Below are 21504 nucleotides of genomic sequence, written 5' to 3' on the forward strand. Positions count from 1 at the left end.
TCTGGTGAGTGCGTCGTACGAGAAGGTCGTCGAGGCGTTGCGGCGGTCGGTGGCCGAGGCCGGTGAGCTGAAGAAGCGCAACCGGCAGCTCCTCGGCGCGTCCCGGGAGCCGATCGCCATCGTCGGGATGGCCTGCCGCCTCCCGGGCGGGGTGGCCGGCCCGGCGGACCTGTGGCGGCTGGTGTCCGAGGGCCGGGACGCGGTGTCCGGTTTCCCCACCGACCGGGGCTGGGACCTGGACAACCTGTTCGACCCCGATCCCGACAACTCGGGCACCTCGTACGTCGACCAGGGTGGCTTCCTGCACGAGGCGGGCCTGTTCGACGCCGGGTTCTTCGGCATCTCGCCGCGCGAGGCGCTGGCCATGGACCCCCAGCAGCGGCTGCTGCTGGAGGCCTCCTGGGAGGCGTTCGAGAACGCCGCCGTCGACCCGACCACGCTGAAGGGCACCGACGTCGGCGTGTTCGTCGGCACCGCCCCGCAGGGCTACGGCTCCGGCCCGATCGGGCCGGAGATGCAGAGCTTCGCGGGGACCGGGGTGGCGTCGAGCGTCGCCTCGGGCCGGGTGTCGTACGTGTTCGGGTTCGAGGGGCCGGCGGTGACCGTGGACACCGCCTGCTCGTCGTCGCTGGTGGCGATGCACCTGGCGGCGCAGGCGCTGCGGCAGGGCGAGTGCTCGATGGCGCTGGCCGGCGGCGTGATGGTGATGTCCAGCCCCAACTCCTTCGTCGTGTTCTCCCGGCAGCGGGGGTTGGCGGCGGACGGGCGGTGCAAGGCGTTCGCGGAGGGTGCGGACGGGATGGGGTTGGCGGAGGGGGTGGGGGTGGTGTTGTTGGAGCGGTTGTCGGTGGCGCGGGAGCGTGGGCATCGGGTGTTGGCGGTGTTGCGGGGTTCGGCGGTGAATCAGGATGGTGCGTCGAACGGGTTGACGGCGCCGAATGGTCCGTCGCAGCAGCGGGTGATCCGGGCGGCGTTGGCGAGTGCGGGGTTGGCGGCGTCCGAGGTGGACGTGGTGGAGGGCCACGGCACCGGCACGTCCCTCGGCGATCCGATCGAGGCGCAGGCGCTGCTGGCCACGTACGGCCAGGGCCGGGATCCGCAGCGACCGCTCTGGCTCGGGTCGTTGAAGTCGAACGTCGGTCACGCGCAGGCGGCGGCCGGGGTGGCCAGTGTGATCAAGGTGGTGCAGGCGTTGCGGCACGGGGTGCTGCCGCCCACCCTGCACGTCGACGCGCCCAGCACCGGGGTGGACTGGTCCGAGGGGGCGGTGGAGCTGCTGACCGAGGCCCGTCCGTGGCCGCGTGACGGGCATCCGCGCCGGGTCGGGGTGTCGTCGTTCGGGGTCAGCGGGACCAACGCCCACCTGATCATCGAGGAGGCCCCCGACGATGAGCCGGCTGGCGAGCCGCCGGCGTCCGGGGTGCTGCCGCTGGTGGTGACGGCGCGCGGCGCGGTGGCGCTGGCCGGTCAGGCGGAGCGGCTGGCCGGGTTCCTCGCCACGGCCCGGCCGCCGCTCGCGGGGGTGGCCGCCACGTTGGTCGCCGGCCGGGCGGTGTTCGACGACCGCGCCGTCGTGGTGGCGGGTTCGACCGAGGAGGCGGTGACCAGGCTCGGTGCCCTCGCCCGCGGGGAGGACGCCGCCGGGGTGGTGACCGGCGGGGCCCGCGCCCCCGGGAAGCTGGTCTGGGTCTTCCCGGGTCAGGGCTCGCAGTGGACCGGGATGGGCCGGGAAATGCTGGACTCCTCGCCGGTGTTCGCCGCCCGGATCGCCGAGTGCGCGACCGCCCTGGCGCCATGGATCGACTGGTCGCTGGAGGAAGTGCTGCGCGGCGAGGCCGACCCCGAGCTGGCCGCCCGGGTCGACGTGCTCCAGCCGGCCAGCTTCGCGGTGATGGTCGGTCTGGCCGCGGTGTGGACGTCGGCCGGCGTACGACCCGACGCCGTGCTGGGCCACTCGCAGGGCGAGATCGCGGCGGCCTGCGTGGCGGGGGCGCTGTCCCTCGACGACGCCGCCCGGGTGGTGGCGCTGCGCAGCCGGGCCATCGCCGCCACGCTGTCCGGGAAGGGCGGCATGGCGACGGTGGCGCTGAGCGAGGACGACGCGCTCGCCCGGCTGGCGCCGTGGGCCGATCGGGTCGAGGTGGCGGCGGTGAACGGCCCGACGTCGGTGGTGGTCGCCGGGGACGCCGAGGCGCTGGACGAGGCGCTGGAGTCGTTGGCGGGCCAGGACGTCGGGGTGCGGCGGGTGGCGGTGGACTACGCCTCGCACTCGCGGCACGTGGCGGACATCGAGGACACCCTGGCCGGGGCGCTGGCCGGGATCACCGCGCAGGCGCCGACGGTGCCGTTCCGGTCGACCGTGACCGGCGAGTGGATCACCGACGCCGGGGTGCTCGACGGCGGGTACTGGTACCGCAACCTGCGCCACCAGGTCCGGTTCGCCCCGGCGGTGGCGGACCTGCTCGACCGGCAGTTCCGGATCTTCCTGGAGGTCAGCGCCCACCCGGTGCTGGTCCAGCCGGTCAACGAGCTCGTGGACGACGCGGACGTGCTGGTCACCGGCTCGCTGCGCCGTGACGACGGTGGCCCGCGCCGGATGCTCGTCTCGCTGGCCGAGCTGTTCGTCCGGGGCGTGCCGGTGGACTGGACCCGGTGGCTGCCGGCGGGGGCGACGTCGGCCCGGGTGGAGCTGCCCACCTACGCCTTCGACCACCGGCACTACTGGCTCCGGTCGGCCGACACGGCGACCGACGCGACGGCGCTGGGCCAGTCCGCGACGGACCACCCGCTGCTGGGCGCGGTGGTGCGGCTGCCCCAGTCCGACGGGGTGGTCCTCACCACGCAGCTCTCGGTGCGGTCGCATCCCTGGCTGGGCGACCACGCCATCGGCGGGGTGGTGCTCTTCCCCGGCACCGGCCTGGTGGAGCTGGCCCTGCGGGCCGGTGACGAGGTGGGCTGCCCGGTGCTGGACGAGCTCGTCACGGAGACCCCGCTGGTGGTGCCCGAACACGGCGGGGTGCGGGTCCAGGTCGCGGTGGGCGCACCGGACGACAACGGCGTACGCCAGGTGGACGTGTACTCGCTGCGCGACGACACCGCCGACGGGTGGACCCGGCACGCTACCGGCACGTTGTCGGCGCGCTCGGGCGACACCGGCGGCCGGTTCGACTTCACCGCGTGGCCGCCCCCGGGCGCGCAGCGGGTCGAGGTCGGCGACTTCTACGCCGACCTGGTGGAGCGGGGTTACGGCTACGGACCGGCGTTCCAGGGGGTGCGGACGGTGTGGCGGCGTGGCGACGAGGTGTTCGCCGACGTCGCCCTGCCCGAGGAGCACCGCGCCGAGGCCGCCGGGTACGGCCTGCACCCGGCGTTGCTGGACGCCGCCCTGCAGACCGGCACCGTCGCCGCCGCGGCGGCCGGGCCGGCCGAGCAACCCGGGCGGTCGGTGATGCCGTTCGCCTGGAACGGGCTGGTGCTGCACGCCGTGGGCGCGTCGGCGCTGCGGGTCCGGGTCACCACCGGCGGACCGGACACGATGGTCGTCGAGGCCGCCGACCAGACCGGCGGGCCGGTCCTGACGATGGACTCGCTGGTGTTGCGCGCGGTGGCCACCGGGCAGGTGGATCCGGCCGGGACCGACGCGCTGTTCCAGGTCGACTGGACCGAGCTGCCCCCGGCGGGCGGACACCCGTCGCCGTCGTGGGTGGCGGTGGACGGCCCCGACGACGTGGCCGCCCTGACCGACCCGCCCGCGGCGGTGGTGGTGACGGCGGTCGGCGCCGGCGACGCGCTGGCCGTGACGTCGCGGGTGCTGGCGGTCGTGCAGGCCTGGCTGGCCGCGGGCGAACGGGACGAGTCGCGGCTGGTGGTGGCCACCCGGGGCGCGATGCCGGCCGGGGACGGCACGGTGACCGATCCGGCCGCCTCGGCGGTGTGGGGTCTGGTGCGGGCCGCCCAGGTGGAGAACCCGGACCGGATCGTGCTGCTGGACGGCGATCCGGCCGCCGCCGACGGCCCGGAGGCGGTGCTCGGCGCGGTGCTGGCCAGCGGTGAGCCGCAGGTGGCGGTGCGGGGGACCACCCTGTCCGTGCCGCGTCTCGCCCGGGCCACCCCGGACCCGGACGTCGCGTCCGGGTTCGGTCCGGAGTCGACGGTGCTGATCTCGGGCGCCGGCACGTTGGGCGCGCTCGCGGCCCGGCACCTGGTCGGCCGGCACGGGGTACGGCGGCTGGTGCTGGCCAGCCGTCGGGGCCGCGCCGCCGACGGGGTGGCCGAGCTGGTCACCGAGCTGACCGCGCAGGGCGCCGAGGTGTCGGTGTGGGCCGGTGACCTGTCCGATCGGGACCAGGTCGCCGCCCTGCTGGCGGGGGAGCGGCCGACCGCGATCGTGCACACGGCGGGGGTGTTCGACGCCGGCGTCGTCGGGGCGTTGACCCCGGAGAAGCTGGCCCGGGTGTTCGCCCCGAAGGTCGACGCGGTCCGGCACCTGGACGAGCTGAGCCGCGACCTCGCCCTCGACGCGTTCGTGGCCTACTCGTCCGCTTCGTCGATCTTCATGGGGGCGGGCAGTGGCGGCTACGCGGCGGCCAACGCGTACCTGGACGGCCTGATGACCCAGCGGCGGGCGGCGGGCCTGCCCGGGCTGTCGCTGGCCTGGGGGCCGTGGCAGCAGCTCACCGGGATGGCGGACACCATCGACCAGGTGACCCTGGACCGGATGAGCCGGCGGGAGGGGCGCGGTGGGGTCCGTGGCCTCGGGTCCGTGGACGGCATGGAGCTGTTCGACGCCGCCCTGGCCTGCGGTCCGGGCCTGCTGGTGCCGGTCCGGCTGGACCTGCGGGAGGTACGGGCCGACGCCCTCGCCGGTGGCGGCGTGCCGCACCTGCTGCGTGGTCTGGTCCGGACGGGCCGGCAGTCCGCGCGGGCCGCGACCGGCGGGGACGGTGGGCTGGCCCGCCGGCTCGCCGGGCTCACCCCGGCCGAGCAGGAGGCGCTGCTGTTGGACGTGGTACGGACCCAGGTCGCCGTGGTGCTCGGGCACGCCGAGGCGGGCGCGGTGCGGCCGGACGCGGCGTTCAAGGACGCCGGGTTCGACTCGCTGACCTCGGTGGAGCTGCGTAACCGGCTGCGCGAGGCGACCGGGCTGAAGCTGCCGGCGACGCTGGTCTTCGACTACCCGAACGCGCAGGCCCTGGCCCGGCACCTGCGCGGGGAGATCGCCGTCGAGGAGGCGTCGCCGGTCGACTCCGTGCTGGCCGGTCTCGACGGCCTGGCCCCGGCGATCGGTGCCGTCGCCGGGGACGGGCAGGCCCGCGACCGGATCACCGCCCGCCTGCGGGAGCTGCTGAACGCGGCCGAGGCGGCGGCCGATCCCGGCCCCTCCGACGACGACCTCGACACCGCCAGCGACGAGGAGCTCTTCGCGCTCGTCGACCGCTTCGCCTGACCACCGCACCACCGCAGACCGGCAATCGGACACACGGACATCCCGGGGAGCTGACTTTCCATGGCTGACGAGGTACAACTCCGCGACTACCTCAGGAGGGCCATCGGTGACGCCCGCGACGCCCGCAGGCGGCTGCGCGAGGTCGAGGACCAGGCCCGGGAGCCGATCGCGATCGTCGGGATGGCCTGCCGGTATCCGGGCGGGGTGACCTCGCCCGAGGAGCTGTGGCGGGTGGTGGCCGACGGGGTCGACGCGGTCGCCGGCTTCCCCACCGACCGGGGCTGGGACCTCGACGCCCTGTTCGACCCCGATCCGGACCGGCCGGGCACGTCGTACACGAGCCGGGGCGGTTTCCTCGACGGCGCGGGCCGGTTCGACGCGGGGTTCTTCGGGATCTCACCGCGGGAGGCGCTGGCGATGGACCCCCAGCAGCGGCTGCTGCTGGAGACCTCCTGGGAGGCGATGGAACGGGCGGGCGTCGACCCGTGGTCCTGGCGCGGCAGCGACGTCGGGGTGTTCACCGGGCTGTCCAGTCAGGGCTACGGGGCCGGCTCGGGTCGCCCGGTCGCACCGGAGCTGGAGGGCTTCGCCGGTACGGGTGCCGCCCCGTGCATCGCGACCGGCCGGGTGTCCTACGTGTTCGGGTTCGAGGGGCCGGCGGTGACGGTGGACACCGGCTGCTCGTCGTCGCTGGTGGCGATGCACCTGGCCGTGCAGGCGCTGCGGCAGGGCGAGTGCTCGGCGGCGCTGGCCGGCGGGGCGATGGTGATGGCCCAGCCGGGTTCCTTCCTGTCCTTCTCCCGGCAGCGGGGGTTGGCGGCGGACGGGCGGTGCAAGGCGTTCGCGGAGGGTGCGGACGGGATGGGGTTGGCGGAGGGGGTGGGGGTGGTGTTGTTGGAGCGGTTGTCGGTGGCGCGGGAGCGTGGGCATCGGGTGTTGGCGGTGTTGCGGGGTTCGGCGGTGAATCAGGATGGTGCGTCGAACGGGTTGACGGCGCCGAATGGTCCGTCGCAGCAGCGGGTGATCCGGGCGGCGTTGGCGAGTGCGGGGTTGGCGGCGTCCGAGGTGGACGTGGTGGAGGGCCACGGCACCGGCACGGTGCTGGGCGATCCGATCGAGGCGCAGGCGTTACTGGCCACGTACGGCCAGGGCCGGGATCCGCAGCTGCCGTTGTGGCTGGGCTCGGTGAAGTCGAACATCGGGCACACCCAGGCGGCGGCCGGGGTGGCCGGCGTGATCAAGATGGTGCAGGCGTTGCGGCACGGCGTGTTGCCGCCCACCCTGCACGTGCAGCAGCCGAGCACCGAGGTCGACTGGTCGGCGGGCGCGGTGGAGCTGCTGACCGAGGCCCGTCCGTGGCCGCGCGGCGACCGGCCGCGCCGCGCCGGGGTGTCGTCCTTCGGGATCAGCGGGACCAACGCCCACCTGATCATCGAGGAGGCGCCGGAGGAGGTACCCGGGGAGGCGGCCGAGGAGTCCGGCGCGGACCTGCCGGCGTCGGCTGTGACGCCGCTGGCCGGGGGTGTGGTGCCGCTGGCCCCGGAGGTGGTGCCGCTGGTGGTGACGGCCCGCACCGCCGGGTCGTTGGCCGGGCAGGCCGCCCGGCTCGGGGCGTACCTGGAGTCGTCCCCGGTGCCGCTGGCGGAGGTGGCCGGCGCGTTGGTCACGGACCGGACCCGGTGGGACGAACGCGCCGTGGTGGTCGCGGGCACGGTCGGGGAGGCCTCCGCCGGGTTGGCCGCGCTGGCCCGGGGCGAGACCGCCACCGGCGTGCTGACCGGTTCGGGGTCGGCGGGCAAGGTCGTGTGGGTGTTCCCCGGGCAGGGAACCCAGTGGGTCGGGATGGGCCGGGAGCTGCTCGACACGTCCCCCGTCTTCGCCGCCCGGATCGCCGAGGTCGACGCCGCGCTGACGCCGTGGATCGACTGGTCGCTGGTCGACGTGCTGCGTGGTGACGTCGATCCGGGGCTGGCCGACCGGGTCGACGTGCTTCAGCCGGCCAGCTTCGCGGTGATGCTGGGGCTGGCGGCGGTGTGGACCTCGGTGGGCGTGGTGCCCGACGCGGTGGTCGGCCACTCGCAGGGCGAGATCGCTGCGGCCTGCGCGGCCGGCGCGCTCTCCCTCGCCGACGCGGCCCGGGTGGTGGCGCTGCGCAGCCAGGCCATCGCCGCGAAGCTGTCCGGCCGGGGTGGGATGGCCTCGGTCGCGCTGGCCGAGGAGGACGCCCTCGACCGGTTGCGGCCCTGGGCGGACCGGGTCGAGGTGGCGGCGGTGAACAGCCCCACGTCGCTGGTGATCGCCGGGGACGCCGAGGCGTTGGACGAGGCGCTGGCGGCGTTGGCCGGGCAGGAGGTCCGGGTACGGCGGGTGGCGGTGGACTACGCCTCGCACAGCCGGCACGTGGAGGACATCCGCGACGCCCTCGCCGACACGCTGGCCCCGATCACCGCCCAGGCCCCGGTGGTGCCGTTCCGCTCGACGGTGACCGGCAGCTGGATCCGCGACGCCGGGGTGGTGGACGGTGGCTACTGGTACGAGAACCTGCGCCGGCAGGTGGGGTTCGGGCCGGCGGTGGCCGACCTGGTAGAGCAGGGGTACCGGGTGTTCGTCGAGGTGAGCGCCCACCCGGTGCTGGTCCAGCCGATCAGCGAGACCGTCGACGACGCCGACGTCGTGGTGACCGGGACGCTGCGTCGTGACGACGGCGGCCCGCGCCGGTTGCTGACCTCCATGGCCGAGGTGTTCGTCCACGGTGTCCCGGTCGACTGGCACGGCATCCTGCCCCCCGCCACCGGGCACCTCGACCTGCCGACCTACGCCTTCGACCACGAACACTTCTGGCTCCGTTCCGAGGAGGCCGCGACCGACGCGGCGTCGCTCGGCCAGTGGCCGACGGAGCATCCGCTGCTCGGGGCGACCGTCGCGCTGCCCGGGTCCGACGGCCGGGTGTTCACCGCGTGGCTGTCGCTGCGCGCCCACCCCTGGCTCGCCGACCACGGCGTGGACGGGGTGCCGGTGCTGCCCGGCAGCGCGTTGGTGGAGTTCGCGGTGCGGGCCGGCGACGAGGTGGGCTGCCCGACGCTCGACCGGCTGGTGACCGAAGCGCCGCTGGTGCTGCCCGAGGAGGGCGGGGTCCGGGTGCAGGTGACGGTGGGCGGGCCGGCGGACGACGGCACCCGCACGGTCGAGGTGCACGCGCTGCCCGACGGGGTGGACGACGGCTGGACCCGGCACGCCCGGGGCACGCTCTCCGCCGGATCGCCACCGGACCCGGGGTTCGACTTCACGGCGTGGCCGCCGGCCGGTGCCCAGCAGGTCGACCCGGCCGACCGCTACGCCGAGCTGGCCGCCCGGGGGTACGCCTACGGCCCCGCGTTCCAGGGGCTGCGCGCGGTGTGGGAGCGCGGCGACGAGGTGTTCGCCGAGGTCGCCCTACCGGACGACGTGGGTACGGGCGCCGACGGTTTCGGGATCCATCCGGCGCTGCTGGACGCGGCCCTGCACACGGCCCCGCCCACCACGGGGGACGGGTCGGACGGGCCGTGGCTGCCGGCGGACTGGACCGGGCTGGCCCTGCACGCGGCCGGTGCCCCGGCACTGCGGGTCCGGCTGGTGCCCGGCGCGGACGGCGTCGTCTCGCTGGCGGCGGCCGACGGGACCGGCAGCCCGGTGCTGACGGTCGGGTCGGTGGCCTTCCGGCCGGTCCCCGTCGCGGGGCCGGCCGCCGCGACGCCGACGCGGGACGCGTTGTTCCGGGTGGAGTGGACCCGGCTGCCCGCCACGACGGAGCCGGCCGGGCCCCGACCCGACGTCGAGGTGCTGGAGGTGGCCGGCGGTGCCGACGCCCTGGCCGTGACCACGGGGGCGTTGGCCGCGCTCCAGGGACGGCTCGCCCGCGCGGAGCAGCCGCGGCTGCTGGTGGTGGTGCGGGGGGCGGCACCGGTCGGCGACGGGGCGGTGGTCGATCCGGGCGCGGCGGCGGTGTGGGGCCTGGTGCGTTCCGCGCAGGCGGAGAACCCGGAGCGGATCGTCCTGCTCGACCCGGACGCCGACGGCGCCGTGGACGAGGTGCTGGGCGCGGTGCTGGCCAGCGGGGAGCCGGAGGTCGCCGTCCGCGCGGGGGCGCTCTTCGTCCCGCGCCTGGCCCGGGTCGACGCGCCCGTGCCGGAGACCCCCGCCGGATTCGGTCCGGACGCGACGGTGCTGGTGTCCGGCGCGGGTGTGCTCGGGGTGTTGACGGCCCGGCACCTGGTGTACCGGCACGGCGTCCGACGGCTGGTGCTGGCCAGCCGGCGCGGACCGGACGCCGAGGGCATGGCCGACCTGGTCGCCGAGCTGACCGGGCAGGGCGCCGAGGTGTCGGTGGTCGCCGGTGACCTGTCCCGCCGCGACGACGTGGCGGCCCTGCTGGCGCGACACCGCCCGACCGGGGTGGTGCACACGGCGGGGGTGCTGGACGACGGGGTGATCGAGGCGTTGACCCCGCAGCGGCTGGCCCGGGTGTTCGCCCCCAAGGTGGACGCCGTACGGCATCTCGACGAGCTGACCCGGGACCTGGACCTCGACGCGTTCGTGGTCTTCTCCTCCGGTTCGGGGGTGTTCGGCTCCCCCGGCCAGGGCAACTACGCGGCGGCGAACGCCTTCCTGGACGCCGCGATGGCGAACCGCCGGGCCGCCGGCCTGCCCGGGGTGTCGCTGGCGTGGGGCCTGTGGGAGCAGGCCACCGGCATGACCGCGCACCTCGGCGGGGCGGACCAGGCCCGGATGAGCCGGGGCGGCGTACGGCCGATCACCGCAGCGGAGGGCGTCGACCTGTTCGACGCCGCGCTGGCCGCCGGGCCGGCGCTGCTGGTGCCGGTCAAGCTCGACCTACGGCAGTTGCGCGCCGGCGGTGTGGTGCCCCACCTGCTGCGTGTCCTGGTGAAGCCCGCCCGGCAGCAGGCGCGGCGCGCGGCCGGCGGCGACGGCGGGTTGGCCCAGCGGCTCGCCGGACGCTCCCCGGCGGAGCAGGAGGCGCTGCTGCTCGATCTGGTGCGGGCACAGGTGGCGGTGGTGCTCGGCTACTCCGGTGCGGCGGCCGTCCGGGCGGACGGCGCGTTCAAGGACGCCGGCTTCGACTCGCTGACCTCGGTGGAGCTGCGCAACCGGCTGCGCGAGGCGACCGGCCTGAAGCTGCCGGCCACGATGGCCTTCGACTATCCCACCCCGGCCGCCCTGGCCCGGCACCTGCGCGACGAGCTGGGCACCGGCGGTGACGCGCTGACCCAGGTCACCACCCGGATCGAGGAGGTCGAGTCGCTGATCGGCGACCTGGCGCTCGACGAGTCCGCCCGCTCCGCGCTCACCCTCCGCCTCCAGGGCCTGGTCGCCAGGTTCGCCGGGGTGCGCGAGCAGGGCGGGGCCGCCTCGGTGGCGGAGCAGCTCGAATCCGCCAGCGCCGACGACGTCCTCGACTTCATCGACGCGGAACTCGGACTCACCTGACCTCGGTGCGCGACGCCGGACCCCATCGACACCTTCGTGAGGACATGACGAGAATGGCCACCGACGAGAAACTCCTCCAGTACCTCAAGCGCGTCACGGCCGAGCTGCACACCCTGCGGCAGCGGGGTTCGGGGCACGCCGACGAGCCGTTGGCCGTGGTGGGCATGGCGTGCCGGTTCCCGGGTGGCGTGGCCTCGCCGGAGGACCTGTGGCGGCTGGTCGTCGACGGGGTGGACGCCCTCTCCGACTTCCCCGAGGACCGGGGCTGGCCCCTGGAGGGGCTGTTCGACCCGGATCCGGACGCTCCCGGCACCTCGTACACCAGCCAGGGTGGCTTCCTGACGGGCGCGGGGCAGTTCGACGCGGGCCTGTTCGGGATCTCCCCGCGGGAGGCGCTGGCGATGGATCCGCAGCACCGGCTGCTGCTGGAGACGTCGTGGGAGGCGCTGGAGGACGCCGGGGTCGACCCGACGTCGATGCACGGCACCGACGTCGGGGTGTTCTCCGGGGTGTTCACCCAGGGCTACGGAGCCGGGTCGATCACGCCGGAGCTGGAGGCCTTCGCCGGCACCGGGTCGGCGTCGAGCGTGGCGTCCGGCCGGGTGTCGTACACCTTCGGGTTCGAGGGGCCGGCGGTCACCATCGACACCGCCTGTTCGTCGTCGCTGGTGGCGATCCACCTGGCCGCGCAGTCGCTGCGGCTGGGGGAGTGCTCGATGGCGTTGGCCGGTGGCGCGACGGTGATGCCGACCCCGGGCACGTTCGTGGCGTTCTCCCGGCAGCGGGTGCTCGCCGCCGACGGCCGGAGCAAGGCGTTCGCCGCCGCCGCGGACGGCACCGGCTGGTCCGAGGGCGTCGGCGTGCTGGTGCTGGAGCGGCTGTCGGTGGCCCGGGAGCGCGGGCACCGGGTGCTGGCGGTGCTGCGCGGCAGCGCGGTGAACCAGGACGGCGCGTCCAACGGGTTGACCGCGCCGAACGGCCCGTCGCAGCAGCGGGTGATCCGCAAGGCGCTGGCCGGGGCCGGGCTGACCCCGGCCGAGGTGGACGCCGTGGAGGCGCACGGCACGGGGACCGCGCTGGGTGACCCGATCGAGGCGCAGGCGCTCATCGCGACCTACGGTCAGGGCCGCCGGCCGGGCCGCCCGCTGTGGCTCGGCTCGATCAAGTCCAACATCGGCCACACCCAGGCGGCGGCGGGCGTGGCCGGGGTGATCAAGATGGTGCAGGCGCTGCGGCACGGGGTGCTGCCGCCCACGCTGCACGTGGACGAGCCGACCCCGCAGGTCGACTGGTCGGCGGGCGCCGTCGAACTGCTGACCGGGGTACGCGAGTGGCCGCGCGACGGCCACCCGCGTCGGGCCGGGGTCTCCGCCTTCGGGATCAGCGGGACCAACGCGCACGTGATCCTCGAGGAGGCTCCGGCGACCGACGCCGTGCCGGCTCCGGCGACCGACGCCGTGCCGGCTCCGGCGACCGACGCCGTGCCGGCGCAGCCCGCCGGGCCGGTGCCGCTGGTGGTGTCGGCCCACAGCGCCGCCTCGCTGGCGGCGCAGGCGGGCCGGCTGGCCTCCTTCCTCACCGGCACCACGCTGCCGCTGGCCCGGGTGGCGGGGGCGGTGCTGACCGAACGGGCGGTGCTGGCCGAACGCGCCGTGGTGGTGGCGGAGACGACCGGTCAGGCGGTGGTCGGGCTGGCTGCGCTGGCCGGCGGCGAGGCCGTTCCCGAGGTGGTCACCGGCTCGGGTCCGGCCGGCAGGGTCGTGCTGGTCTTCCCGGGTCAGGGCTCGCAGCGGGCCGGCATGGGCGGCGAGCTGTACGACCGGTACCCGGTCTTCGCGCAGGCGCTGGACGAGGTCTGCGCGCACCTGGACGCCGAACTGGCCGGTTGGACCGACCACCCGGTGCGCGAGGTGGTGCTGGGCCGGCTGCCGCGCAGCGGTGACCTGCTGAACCAGACGGTGTTCACCCAGGCCGGCCTGTTCGCGGTGGAGAGCGCGCTGTTCCGGCTGGTGGAGTCGTGGGGGGTGCGGCCGGACCTGGTGATCGGGCACTCGATCGGCGAGATCACCGCCGCGTACGCCGCCGGGGTGCTGTCGCTGGCCGACGCGGCCCGGGTGGTCGCGGCGCGCGGCCGGCTCATGCAGGCGCTGCCGCCGGACGGGGCGATGGTCGCGGTGGCCGCCGGTGAGGCCGAGGTCGCCGACCTGCTCGACGCCCGGGTGGAGCTCGCCGCGGTCAACGGCCCGTCCTCCGTGGTGCTCTCCGGCGACCACGACGCCACCCTCGCGGCGGCGGACCGGCTGCGCGAGCGGGGCCACAAGGCGAAGCAGCTGGTGGTCTCGCACGCCTTCCACGCGCACCAGATGGAACCGATGCTGGCCGGGTTCGCCGCGGCGCTGGCCGGGGTGTCGTGGCGTCCGCCGACCATCCCGGTGGTGTCGAACGTGACCGGCCGGCTCGCGGAGCCGGGCGAGCTCGCCGACCCGGGGTACTGGGCGGCGCACGTCCGCCGGCCGGTCCGGTTCGCCGACGGGATCGCCGCCGCGGTGGCGCAGGGCGGGGACCTGTTCGTGGAGCTCGGGCCGGGCGCGGCGCTGACCGCGATGGTCGCGGAGACCGCCGCCGCGCTGGACGCCGAGGTCAGGTGCGTCCCGGCGCTGCGCGACGGCCGCCCGGAGGACCGGACGCTGCTGACCGCGCTGGCCGAGTTGTTCGTCCGGGGTGTCCCGGTCGACTGGACCCCGCTGCTGCCGCCGGTGGCGGGGCACGTCGACCTGCCGACGTACGCCTTCGACCGGCGGAACTACTGGCTGCCGCCGGGCGGGTCCGGGGCGGACGCGACGTCGCTGGGGCAGTCCGCCGTCGACCATCCGCTGCTGGGCGCGGTGGTGCGCCTGCCGCAGTCCGACGGGCTGGTCTTCACCTCGCTGCTGTCGCTGCGGTCGCATCCGTGGCTGGCCGACCACGCGATCGGCGGCCGGGTGCTGGTGGCCGGGACCGGGCTGGTCGAGTTGGCGGTCCGGGCGGGCGACGAGGTCGGCTGCGGGGTGCTCGACGAACTCGTCATCTCCACGCCGATGCTCGTCCCGGAGCGTGGCGGGGTGCGGGTGCTGGTGGCCGTCGGAGCCGCCGGGGATAACGGCACCCGCTCGGTGGACGTGTACTCGCTGCGCGACGACGACGCGGACGAGTGGACCCGGCACGCCACCGGCCTGCTGTCGGACGGGCCGGCGGCGCGGGGCTCCGGGTTCGACTTCAGCGCCTGGCCGCCGCCGGGCGCGCAGCCGGTCGAGGCGGCCGGTCTCTACGCCGACCTGGCCGAGCGGGGCTACGCGTACGGCCCGTCGTTCCAGGGGCTGCGGTCGGTGTGGCGGCGAGGTGACGAGGTGTTCGCCGAGGTCGCGCTCCCGGTGGAGGCGGGCGCCGCGCCGGCCGGCTTCGGCATCCATCCCGGGTTGCTGGACTCCGCCCTGCACGCCGGCATGCTCGGTACCGCGGCGGCCGAGGAGACCGGCCCGCCGGTGCTGCCGTTCGCCTGGAACGGGATGGTGCTGCACGCCGCCGGTGCGTCGGCGCTGCGGGTGCGGATCGCCCCCGCCGGCCCGGGGGCCATCACGGTGGAGGCGGCGGACCCCACCGGCGCCCCGGTGGTGTCGGTGGACTCGCTGGTGTCCCGGCCGGTCGCCGTCGACGAGCGGGACACGACCGGCACCCGCGACGCCCTTTTCCGGGTGGAGTGGACCGGGCTGCCGGTGGTCGCCGGGGAGCCCGAGCCGTCCTGGGTGGCGGTGGCGACCGTCGACGACGTGGCCGCGCTGACCGACGATCCGCCCGCGGTGGCGGTGTTCGAGGCGGTCGGCGCGGACGACCCGCTGGCGGTGACCGCGCGGGCGCTGGACGTCCTCCAGGTGTGGCTCGACAGCGGCCCGCAGGACGCGCGGCTGGTGGTGGTGACCCGGGGCGCGGTGCCCGCCGGTGACGGCGGGGTGGCCGACGCCGCCGCGGCGGCGGTCTGGGGGCTGGCGCGGTCGGCGCAGGCCGAGAATCCGGACCGGATCGTGCTGCTGGACCTCGACGCCGACGGCGCCGTCGGGCCGGCGCTGGGGCCGGTGCTGGCATCGGGGGAACCGCAGGTCGCGGTGCGGGGCACCGTGCTCTCGGCGCCCCGGCTGGCCCGGGTCGCGGAGCCCGACGCCACCCAGGCCGGGTTCGGCGGGGCGGGGCCGGTCCTGGTCACCGGCGGCACCGGGTCGTTGGGCGCGCTGGTCGCGCGGCATCTGGTGGCCCGGCACGGGGTACGACGGCTGGTTCTGGTCAGCCGGCGGGGTCCGGCCGCCGACGGTGCCGGGGAGCTGGTCGCCGAGCTGACCGGGCAGGGTGCGGAGGTGTCGGTCGTCGCCTGCGACGTGTCGGAGCGGGGGCAGGTGGCGACGCTGCTGGCCGCGCACCGGCCGACGGCGGTGGTGCACACCGCGGGCGTGCTGGACGACGGCGTGCTTCAGGCGCTGACCGCCGAACGGTTGGCGACCGTGTTCGCCCCCAAGGTGGACGCGGTCCGGCACCTCGACGAGCTGACCCGGGACCTCGACCTCGACGCGTTCGTGGTGTTCTCGTCCGCGTCCGGGGTGTTCGGCTCCGCCGGGCAGGGCAACTACGCGGCGGCGAACGCCTTCCTGGACGCGGCGGTCGCCCGGCGTCGGGCCGCCGGCCTGCCGGGGGTGTCGCTGGCGTGGGGCCTGTGGGAGCAGACCGACGGGATGACCGCCCACCTGGGCGACGCCGACCAGGCCCGGGCCAGCCGGGGCGGGGTCCTGGCGATCACGCCCGCCGAGGGCATGGCCCTGTTCGACGCCGCCGTCCGCGCCGACCTGGCGCTGCTGGTGCCGGTCAAGCTGGACCTGCGGGCGAGCCGGGCGACGGTGCCGTATCTGCTGCGTGGCCTGGTCCGGCCGAGCCGCCAGCAGGCGCGGGCGGCGTCGGCCGGGGACCAGGACCTGGTGGGCCGGCTGGCCGGTCTCGACCCGGCGGCGCAGGAGGCGCTGCTGCTGCACCTGGTACGCGGCCAGGTCGCGTTCGTGCTCGGGCACGCCGGCGCGGACGCGGTACGCCCGGACACCGCGTTCAAGGACGCCGGCTTCGACTCGTTGACCTCGGTGGAGCTGCGCAACCGGCTGCGCGAGGCGACCGGGCTGAAGCTGCCGGCGACCCTGGTGTTCGACTACCCGAACCCGGTCGCCCTCGCCCGCTACCTGCACGAGGTGCTGGGCGAGCGGGTGGCTGTCGCCCCCACCCGGGTCGCCACCGTGGCGGACCCGGACGAGCCGATCGCGATCGTGGGCATGGCCTGCCGGCTGCCGGGCGGGGTGTCCAACCCGGACGACCTGTGGCGGCTGGTGCGCGACGGTCGGGAGGGGGTGTCGCCCTTCCCCACCGACCGGGGCTGGGACCTGACGGACCTGTTCGACCCGGATCCCGACAACCGGGGCACCTCCACCACCAGCCGGGGCGGTTTCCTCGCCGACGCCGGCCTGTTCGACGCCGGGTTCTTCGGGATCTCGCCGCGGGAGGCGCTGGCCATGGATCCGCAGCAGCGGCTGCTGCTGGAGGTGTCGTGGGAGGCGCTGGAGGGCGTGGGTGTCGATCCGACCTCGTTGCGGGGCGGCGACGTCGGTGTCTTCACCGGCATCTCCGCCCAGGGCTACGGGATGGGGGTGTCCGCGCCCGAGCTGGAGGGCTTCGCGAGCACGGCGGGGGCGGCCAGTGTGGCGTCCGGCCGGGTGTCGTACGTGTTCGGGTTCGAGGGGCCGGCGGTCACCATCGACACGGCGTGCTCCTCCTCGCTGGTGGCCATGCATCTGGGCGCGCAGGCGCTGCGCCAGGGCGAGTGTTCGATGGCGCTGGCGGGTGGGGCGACGGTGATGGCGACGCCGGGCACCTTCGTGGCGTTCTCCCGCCAGCGGGGCCTGGCCGGGGACGGCCGGTGCAAGTCGTACGCGGACGGCGCGGACGGCACCGGCTGGGCCGAGGGCGCCGGTGTGGTGGTGCTGGAGCGGCTGTCGGTGGCCCGGGAGCGCGGTCACCGGGTGCTGGCGGTGTTGCGGGGCAGCGCGGTCAACCAGGACGGCGCGTCCAACGGGCTGACCGCGCCGAACGGGCCGTCGCAGCAGCGGGTGATCCGCCGGGCGCTGGCCAGTGCGGGTCTCGATCCGGCGGACGTGGACGTCGTGGAGGGGCACGGGACCGGGACGCCGCTGGGGGATCCGATCGAGGTGCAGGCTCTGCTGACCACGTACGGGCGGGACCGGTCGCCGGACCGGCCGCTGTGGCTGGGGTCGATCAAGTCGAACATCGGTCACGCGCAGTCGGCGGCGGGCGTCGCCGGGGTGATCAAGATGGTGCAGGCGCTGCGGCACGGGGTGATCCCGCCGACGTTGCACGTGGACGCCCCCACCTCGCAGGTGGACTGGTCCGGGGGCGGGGTGGAGCTGCTGACCCGGCCCCGGGAGTGGCCGCGTGAGGGGCGTCCGCGCCGGGCGGGGGTGTCGTCGTTCGGGATCAGCGGGACGAACGCGCACCTGATCATCGAGGAGGCACCGGCCGAACCGGCGGTACCCGCCGCGCCGTCCGGACCGGCCGTCCCGGTGCCAGCGGCGACGCCGGACGGGCCGCTGCCGTTGGTGCTGTCGGCGCGCAGCGCCGGCTCGCTGGCCGGGCAGGCCCGCCGGTTGGCCACCATGGTCGAGGACGCCGCCGGTGTCCCGTTGGCGGCGGTGGCGCGGGCGTTGGTGTCCGGGCGGGCCGTGTTCGGGGAGCGGGCCGTGGTGGTGGCGGGGTCCACCGAGGAGGCCCTCGCCGGTCTGCGGGCGCTGGCGGACGGCGGCAGCGCCCCCGACGTGGTGGTGGGCCGGGTGCCGGCCTCGGGTGTTCCGGGGAAGCTGGTCTGGGTCTTCCCCGGCCAGGGCGCGCAGTGGATGGGCATGGGGCGGGAGCTGCTGGACTCGTCGCCGGTGTTCGCCGAGCGGATCGCCGAGTGCGCGTCGGCGTTGCGGCGGTGGGTCGACTGGTCGCTGCCGGAGGTGTTGCGGGGGGAGTGCGACCCGGCGCTGATGGAGCGGGTGGACGTGCTCCAGCCGGCGAGTTTCGCGGTGATGGTGGGGTTGGCGGCGGTGTGGTCGTCGGTGGGTGTGGTGCCGGATGCGGTGGTGGGTCACTCGCAGGGTGAGATCGCGGCGGCCTGCGTGGCGGGCGCGCTGACCCTGGAGGACGCGGCCCGGGTGGTGGCGCTGCGCAGCCAGGCCATCGCCACGGGCCTCTCCGGTCGCGGCGGCATGGCCTCGGTCTCCCTGGGGGCGGACGAGCTGACCGCCCGGCTCGCGCCGTGGGACGGCCGGGTCGAGGTGGCCGCGGTCAACGGCCCGGGCTCGGTGGTGGTCGCCGGTGAGGCCGGGGCGCTCGACGAGGCGCTCGACGCGTTCGCCGCCGACGGCGTGCGGGTGCGCCGGATCGCGGTGGACTACGCCTCGCACAGCCGCCAGGTGGAACGCATCCGGGACACCCTCGCCGAGGCGTTGGCGGGGATCCGCGCGCAGGCGCCGGTGGTGCCGTTCCTGTCCACGGTGACCGGTGAGTGGGTCTCCGGGGCCGGGGTCGTCGACGGCGGCTACTGGTTCCGCAACCTGCGCCACCAGGTGGGTTTCGGTGCCGCGGTGACCGAGCTGGTCGACCGGGGGCACCGGGTCTTCGTGGAGGTCAGCGCGCACCCGGTGCTGGTCCAGCCGATCGCCGAGAGCACCGACGACGTCGATGCGGTGGTGGTCGGGTCGTTGCGGCGTGGCGAGGGCGGGCAGCGGCGGCTGCTCACCTCGATGGCGGAGTTGTCCGTCCGCGGCGTCCCGGTGGACTGGAGCGCCGTGCTGCCCGTCCCGGCCGCCCGGGTCGACCTGCCGACATACGCCTTCGACCACCAGCACTACTGGCTGCACGCCAGCGGGGCCGCCACCGACGCCACCTCCCTGGGGCTGGCCGGCGCCGACCATCCGATGCTCGGCGCGGTCGTCCGGCTGCCGCAGTCCGACGGCCTGGTGGTCACCGCACGCCTCTCGCTGGGTTCGCACCCCTGGCTGGCCGACCACGCCGTCCGGGACGTGGTGGTGGTTCCCGGGGCCGGGCTGGTCGAGCTGGCGGTCCGTGCCGGGGACGAGGCCGGCTGTTCGGTGCTCGACGAGTTGGTGATCGAGGCGCCGCTCGTGGTGCCCCGGCAGGGCGCGGTCCGCGTGCAGGTCGCCGTGGGCGGGCCGGGCCCCGACGGTGCCCGTACCGTCGAGGTGTTCTCCCAGCGTGAGGACGCCGACGCGGACGGCTGGACACGGCACGCCAGCGGCGTGCTCGCGGTGGCCGCGCCGCAGGGGCACGGTGGCGGCTTCGACTTCACCGCCTGGCCGCCCCCGGGCGCGGAGCCGTTGGACATCGGCGACGGCTACCGCCGGCTCGCCGAGGTGGGCTACGGGTACGGCGCGACGTTCCGGGCCGTCCGGGCGGTGTGGCGGCGGGCGGACGAGGTCTTCGCCGAGGTGGCGCTCCCCGAGGAGCACCGTGCGGAGGCGGGCCGGTTCGGAATCCACCCCGCGCTGCTGGACGCGGCCCTGCACTCGACCCTCGTCGGTGCGGCGGTCGCCGCCGACGCACCGGGTGGCCAGGAGCTGTCGCTGCCGTTCGCGTGGAACGGGCTGCGCCTGCACGCGGCCGGCGCGGCGGTGCTGCGGGTGCGGGTGACCAGCCCCGGGCCGGACGCGATGGCGCTGGAAGCCGCCGACGAGGCCGGTGGCCTGGTGGTGACGATGGAGTCGCTGGTGGGCCGGCCGGTGTCCACGGCCCAGTTGGCGGCGGCGGCGGGGACCGCGCTCGCCGACTCGATGTTCCGGCTGGAGTGGGTCGGGCTGCCGTCGCCGCGGGTCGGCTCGACGCCGTCCCGGCTACCCGTCGCGGACGCGGAGGAGGTGGCCACCCTGGCCGACGAGGTGCTGTCGGGGCGTACGGAAGCTCCGGCGGCGGCGGTCCTGGAGGTGGTCGGCGGCGATGACGTGCTGGGGGCGACCACCCGGGTGCTCGACGCGGTCCAGTGCTGGCTCGACGGTGGCGGGTTCGAGGAGTCGCGGTTGGTGGTCGCCACCCGGGGCGCGGTGCCCGCCGGGGACGGCGCGGTGACCGACCCGACGGGAGCGGCGGTGTGGGGTCTGGTGCGGGCCGCCCAGGCGGAGAACCCCGACCGGATCGTCCTGGTCGACCTCGACCCGGCCGCCGGGGAGCCGCCGGATGCGCTGTGGGGTGCGGTGCTGGCCTCCGGCGAGCCCCAGGTCGCGGTGCGCGGCGCGGCGCTGTCGGTGCCGCGCCTCACCCGGGCCGCCGGGGAGGTGCCGGCCGCCGGGGAGGTGTTCGGCCCGGATCCGACGGTGCTGGTCACCGGGGGCACCGGGTCGCTGGGCGCGCTGGCGGCCCGGCACCTGGTCGCCCGGCACGGGGTGCGGCGGCTGGTGCTGGCCAGCCGGCGGGGTCCGGCCGCCGAGGGCGCGGCGGAGCTGGTCGCCGAGCTGACCGGGCAGGGTGCCGAGGTGGTGGTGGTGGCCGCGGACCTCGCCGACCGGGACCAGGTGGCCGCCCTGCTGGCGGAGCACCCGCCGACGGCGGTGGTGCACACGGCCGGGGTCGCGGACGCCGGGGTGATCGGGACGATCACGCCGGAGCGGCTGGCGGAGGTGTTCGCGCCGAAGGTGGACGCGGTGCGGCACCTGGACGCGTTGACGCGGGGGCTGCCGTTGACGGCGTTCGTCGTGTACTCGTCGGTGTCGGCGGTGTTCATGGGTGCCGGTAGTGGCAGTTATGCGGCGGCGAACGCGTTCCTGGACGGGTTGATGGCGCAGCGCCGGTCGCTGGGTCTGCCGGGGTTGTCGCTGGCCTGGGGCCTGTGGGACCAGTCCACCGGCGGCATGGCGGCGGGCACCGACGAGCTCGCCAGGTCCCGGATGACCCGGCGTGGCGGGCTGCTGGCGCTGACCCCGCAGGAGGGGATGGAGCTCTTCGACGCCGCCCTCGGGTCGGGGCGGCCGTCGCTGGTGCCCGCGAAGCTGGACCTGCGCGGCGTCCGCGCCGACGCGGCGGCCGGCGGCGCGGTGCCGCACCTGCTGCGTGGGCTGGTGCGGGCGGGCCGGCAGCAGGCGCGGGTCGCGGCCGGCGACGAGGCCGGGCAGCTCTCCGAGCGGCTGGCCGGGCTGCCGGCCGGCGAGCGGGCCGGGGTCCTGCTCGATCTGGTACGGACGCAGGTGGCCGCGGTCCTGGGCTACCGGGCGGGCCACCACGTCGAGGCGGACCAGGGGCTGTTCGAGGTCGGTTTCGACTCGCTCACCGCCATCGAGCTGCGGAACAGGTTGCGCGACCTGACCCACCACAGGATCGCCGCCAATCTCGTCTTCACCCACCCGACACCGGAGCGGATCGCCGCCCACCTGAACGAGCTGATGTACGGCGACCGGGCGGACGCCCCGGCGGCGATCTCCGTCTGAGAGAGGTGACGACGTGTT

At 76.0% G+C, this 21504-nt stretch carries 2 protein-coding genes and 1 pseudogene; all 3 read left to right on the forward strand.

Annotation, left to right across the window (positions count from 1 at the left end; genetic code table 11):
- Positions 1–10: 10 nt before the first annotated feature.
- Positions 11–5446: pseudogene (locus GA0070623_RS00365) on the forward strand (beta-ketoacyl synthase N-terminal-like domain-containing protein); the annotation flags it as partial.
- 102 nt (positions 5447–5548) lie between these two features.
- Positions 5549–10930: a beta-ketoacyl synthase N-terminal-like domain-containing protein gene (locus GA0070623_RS00370; RefSeq protein WP_456320059.1), complete on the forward strand. Its 5382-nt coding sequence runs from the start codon at positions 5549–5551 to the stop codon at positions 10928–10930.
- A gap of 53 nt (positions 10931–10983) precedes the next feature.
- Positions 10984–21486 carry a type I polyketide synthase gene (locus tag GA0070623_RS00375; RefSeq protein WP_089003841.1) on the forward strand — a complete coding sequence of 3501 codons (10503 nt, stop codon included), beginning with the start codon at positions 10984–10986 and terminating at the stop codon, positions 21484–21486.
- Positions 21487–21504: the final 18 nt, after the last annotated feature.

It is taken from the genome of Micromonospora rifamycinica, assembly GCF_900090265.1.
GTDB classification, from domain to species: Bacteria; Actinomycetota; Actinomycetes; order Mycobacteriales; family Micromonosporaceae; genus Micromonospora; species Micromonospora rifamycinica.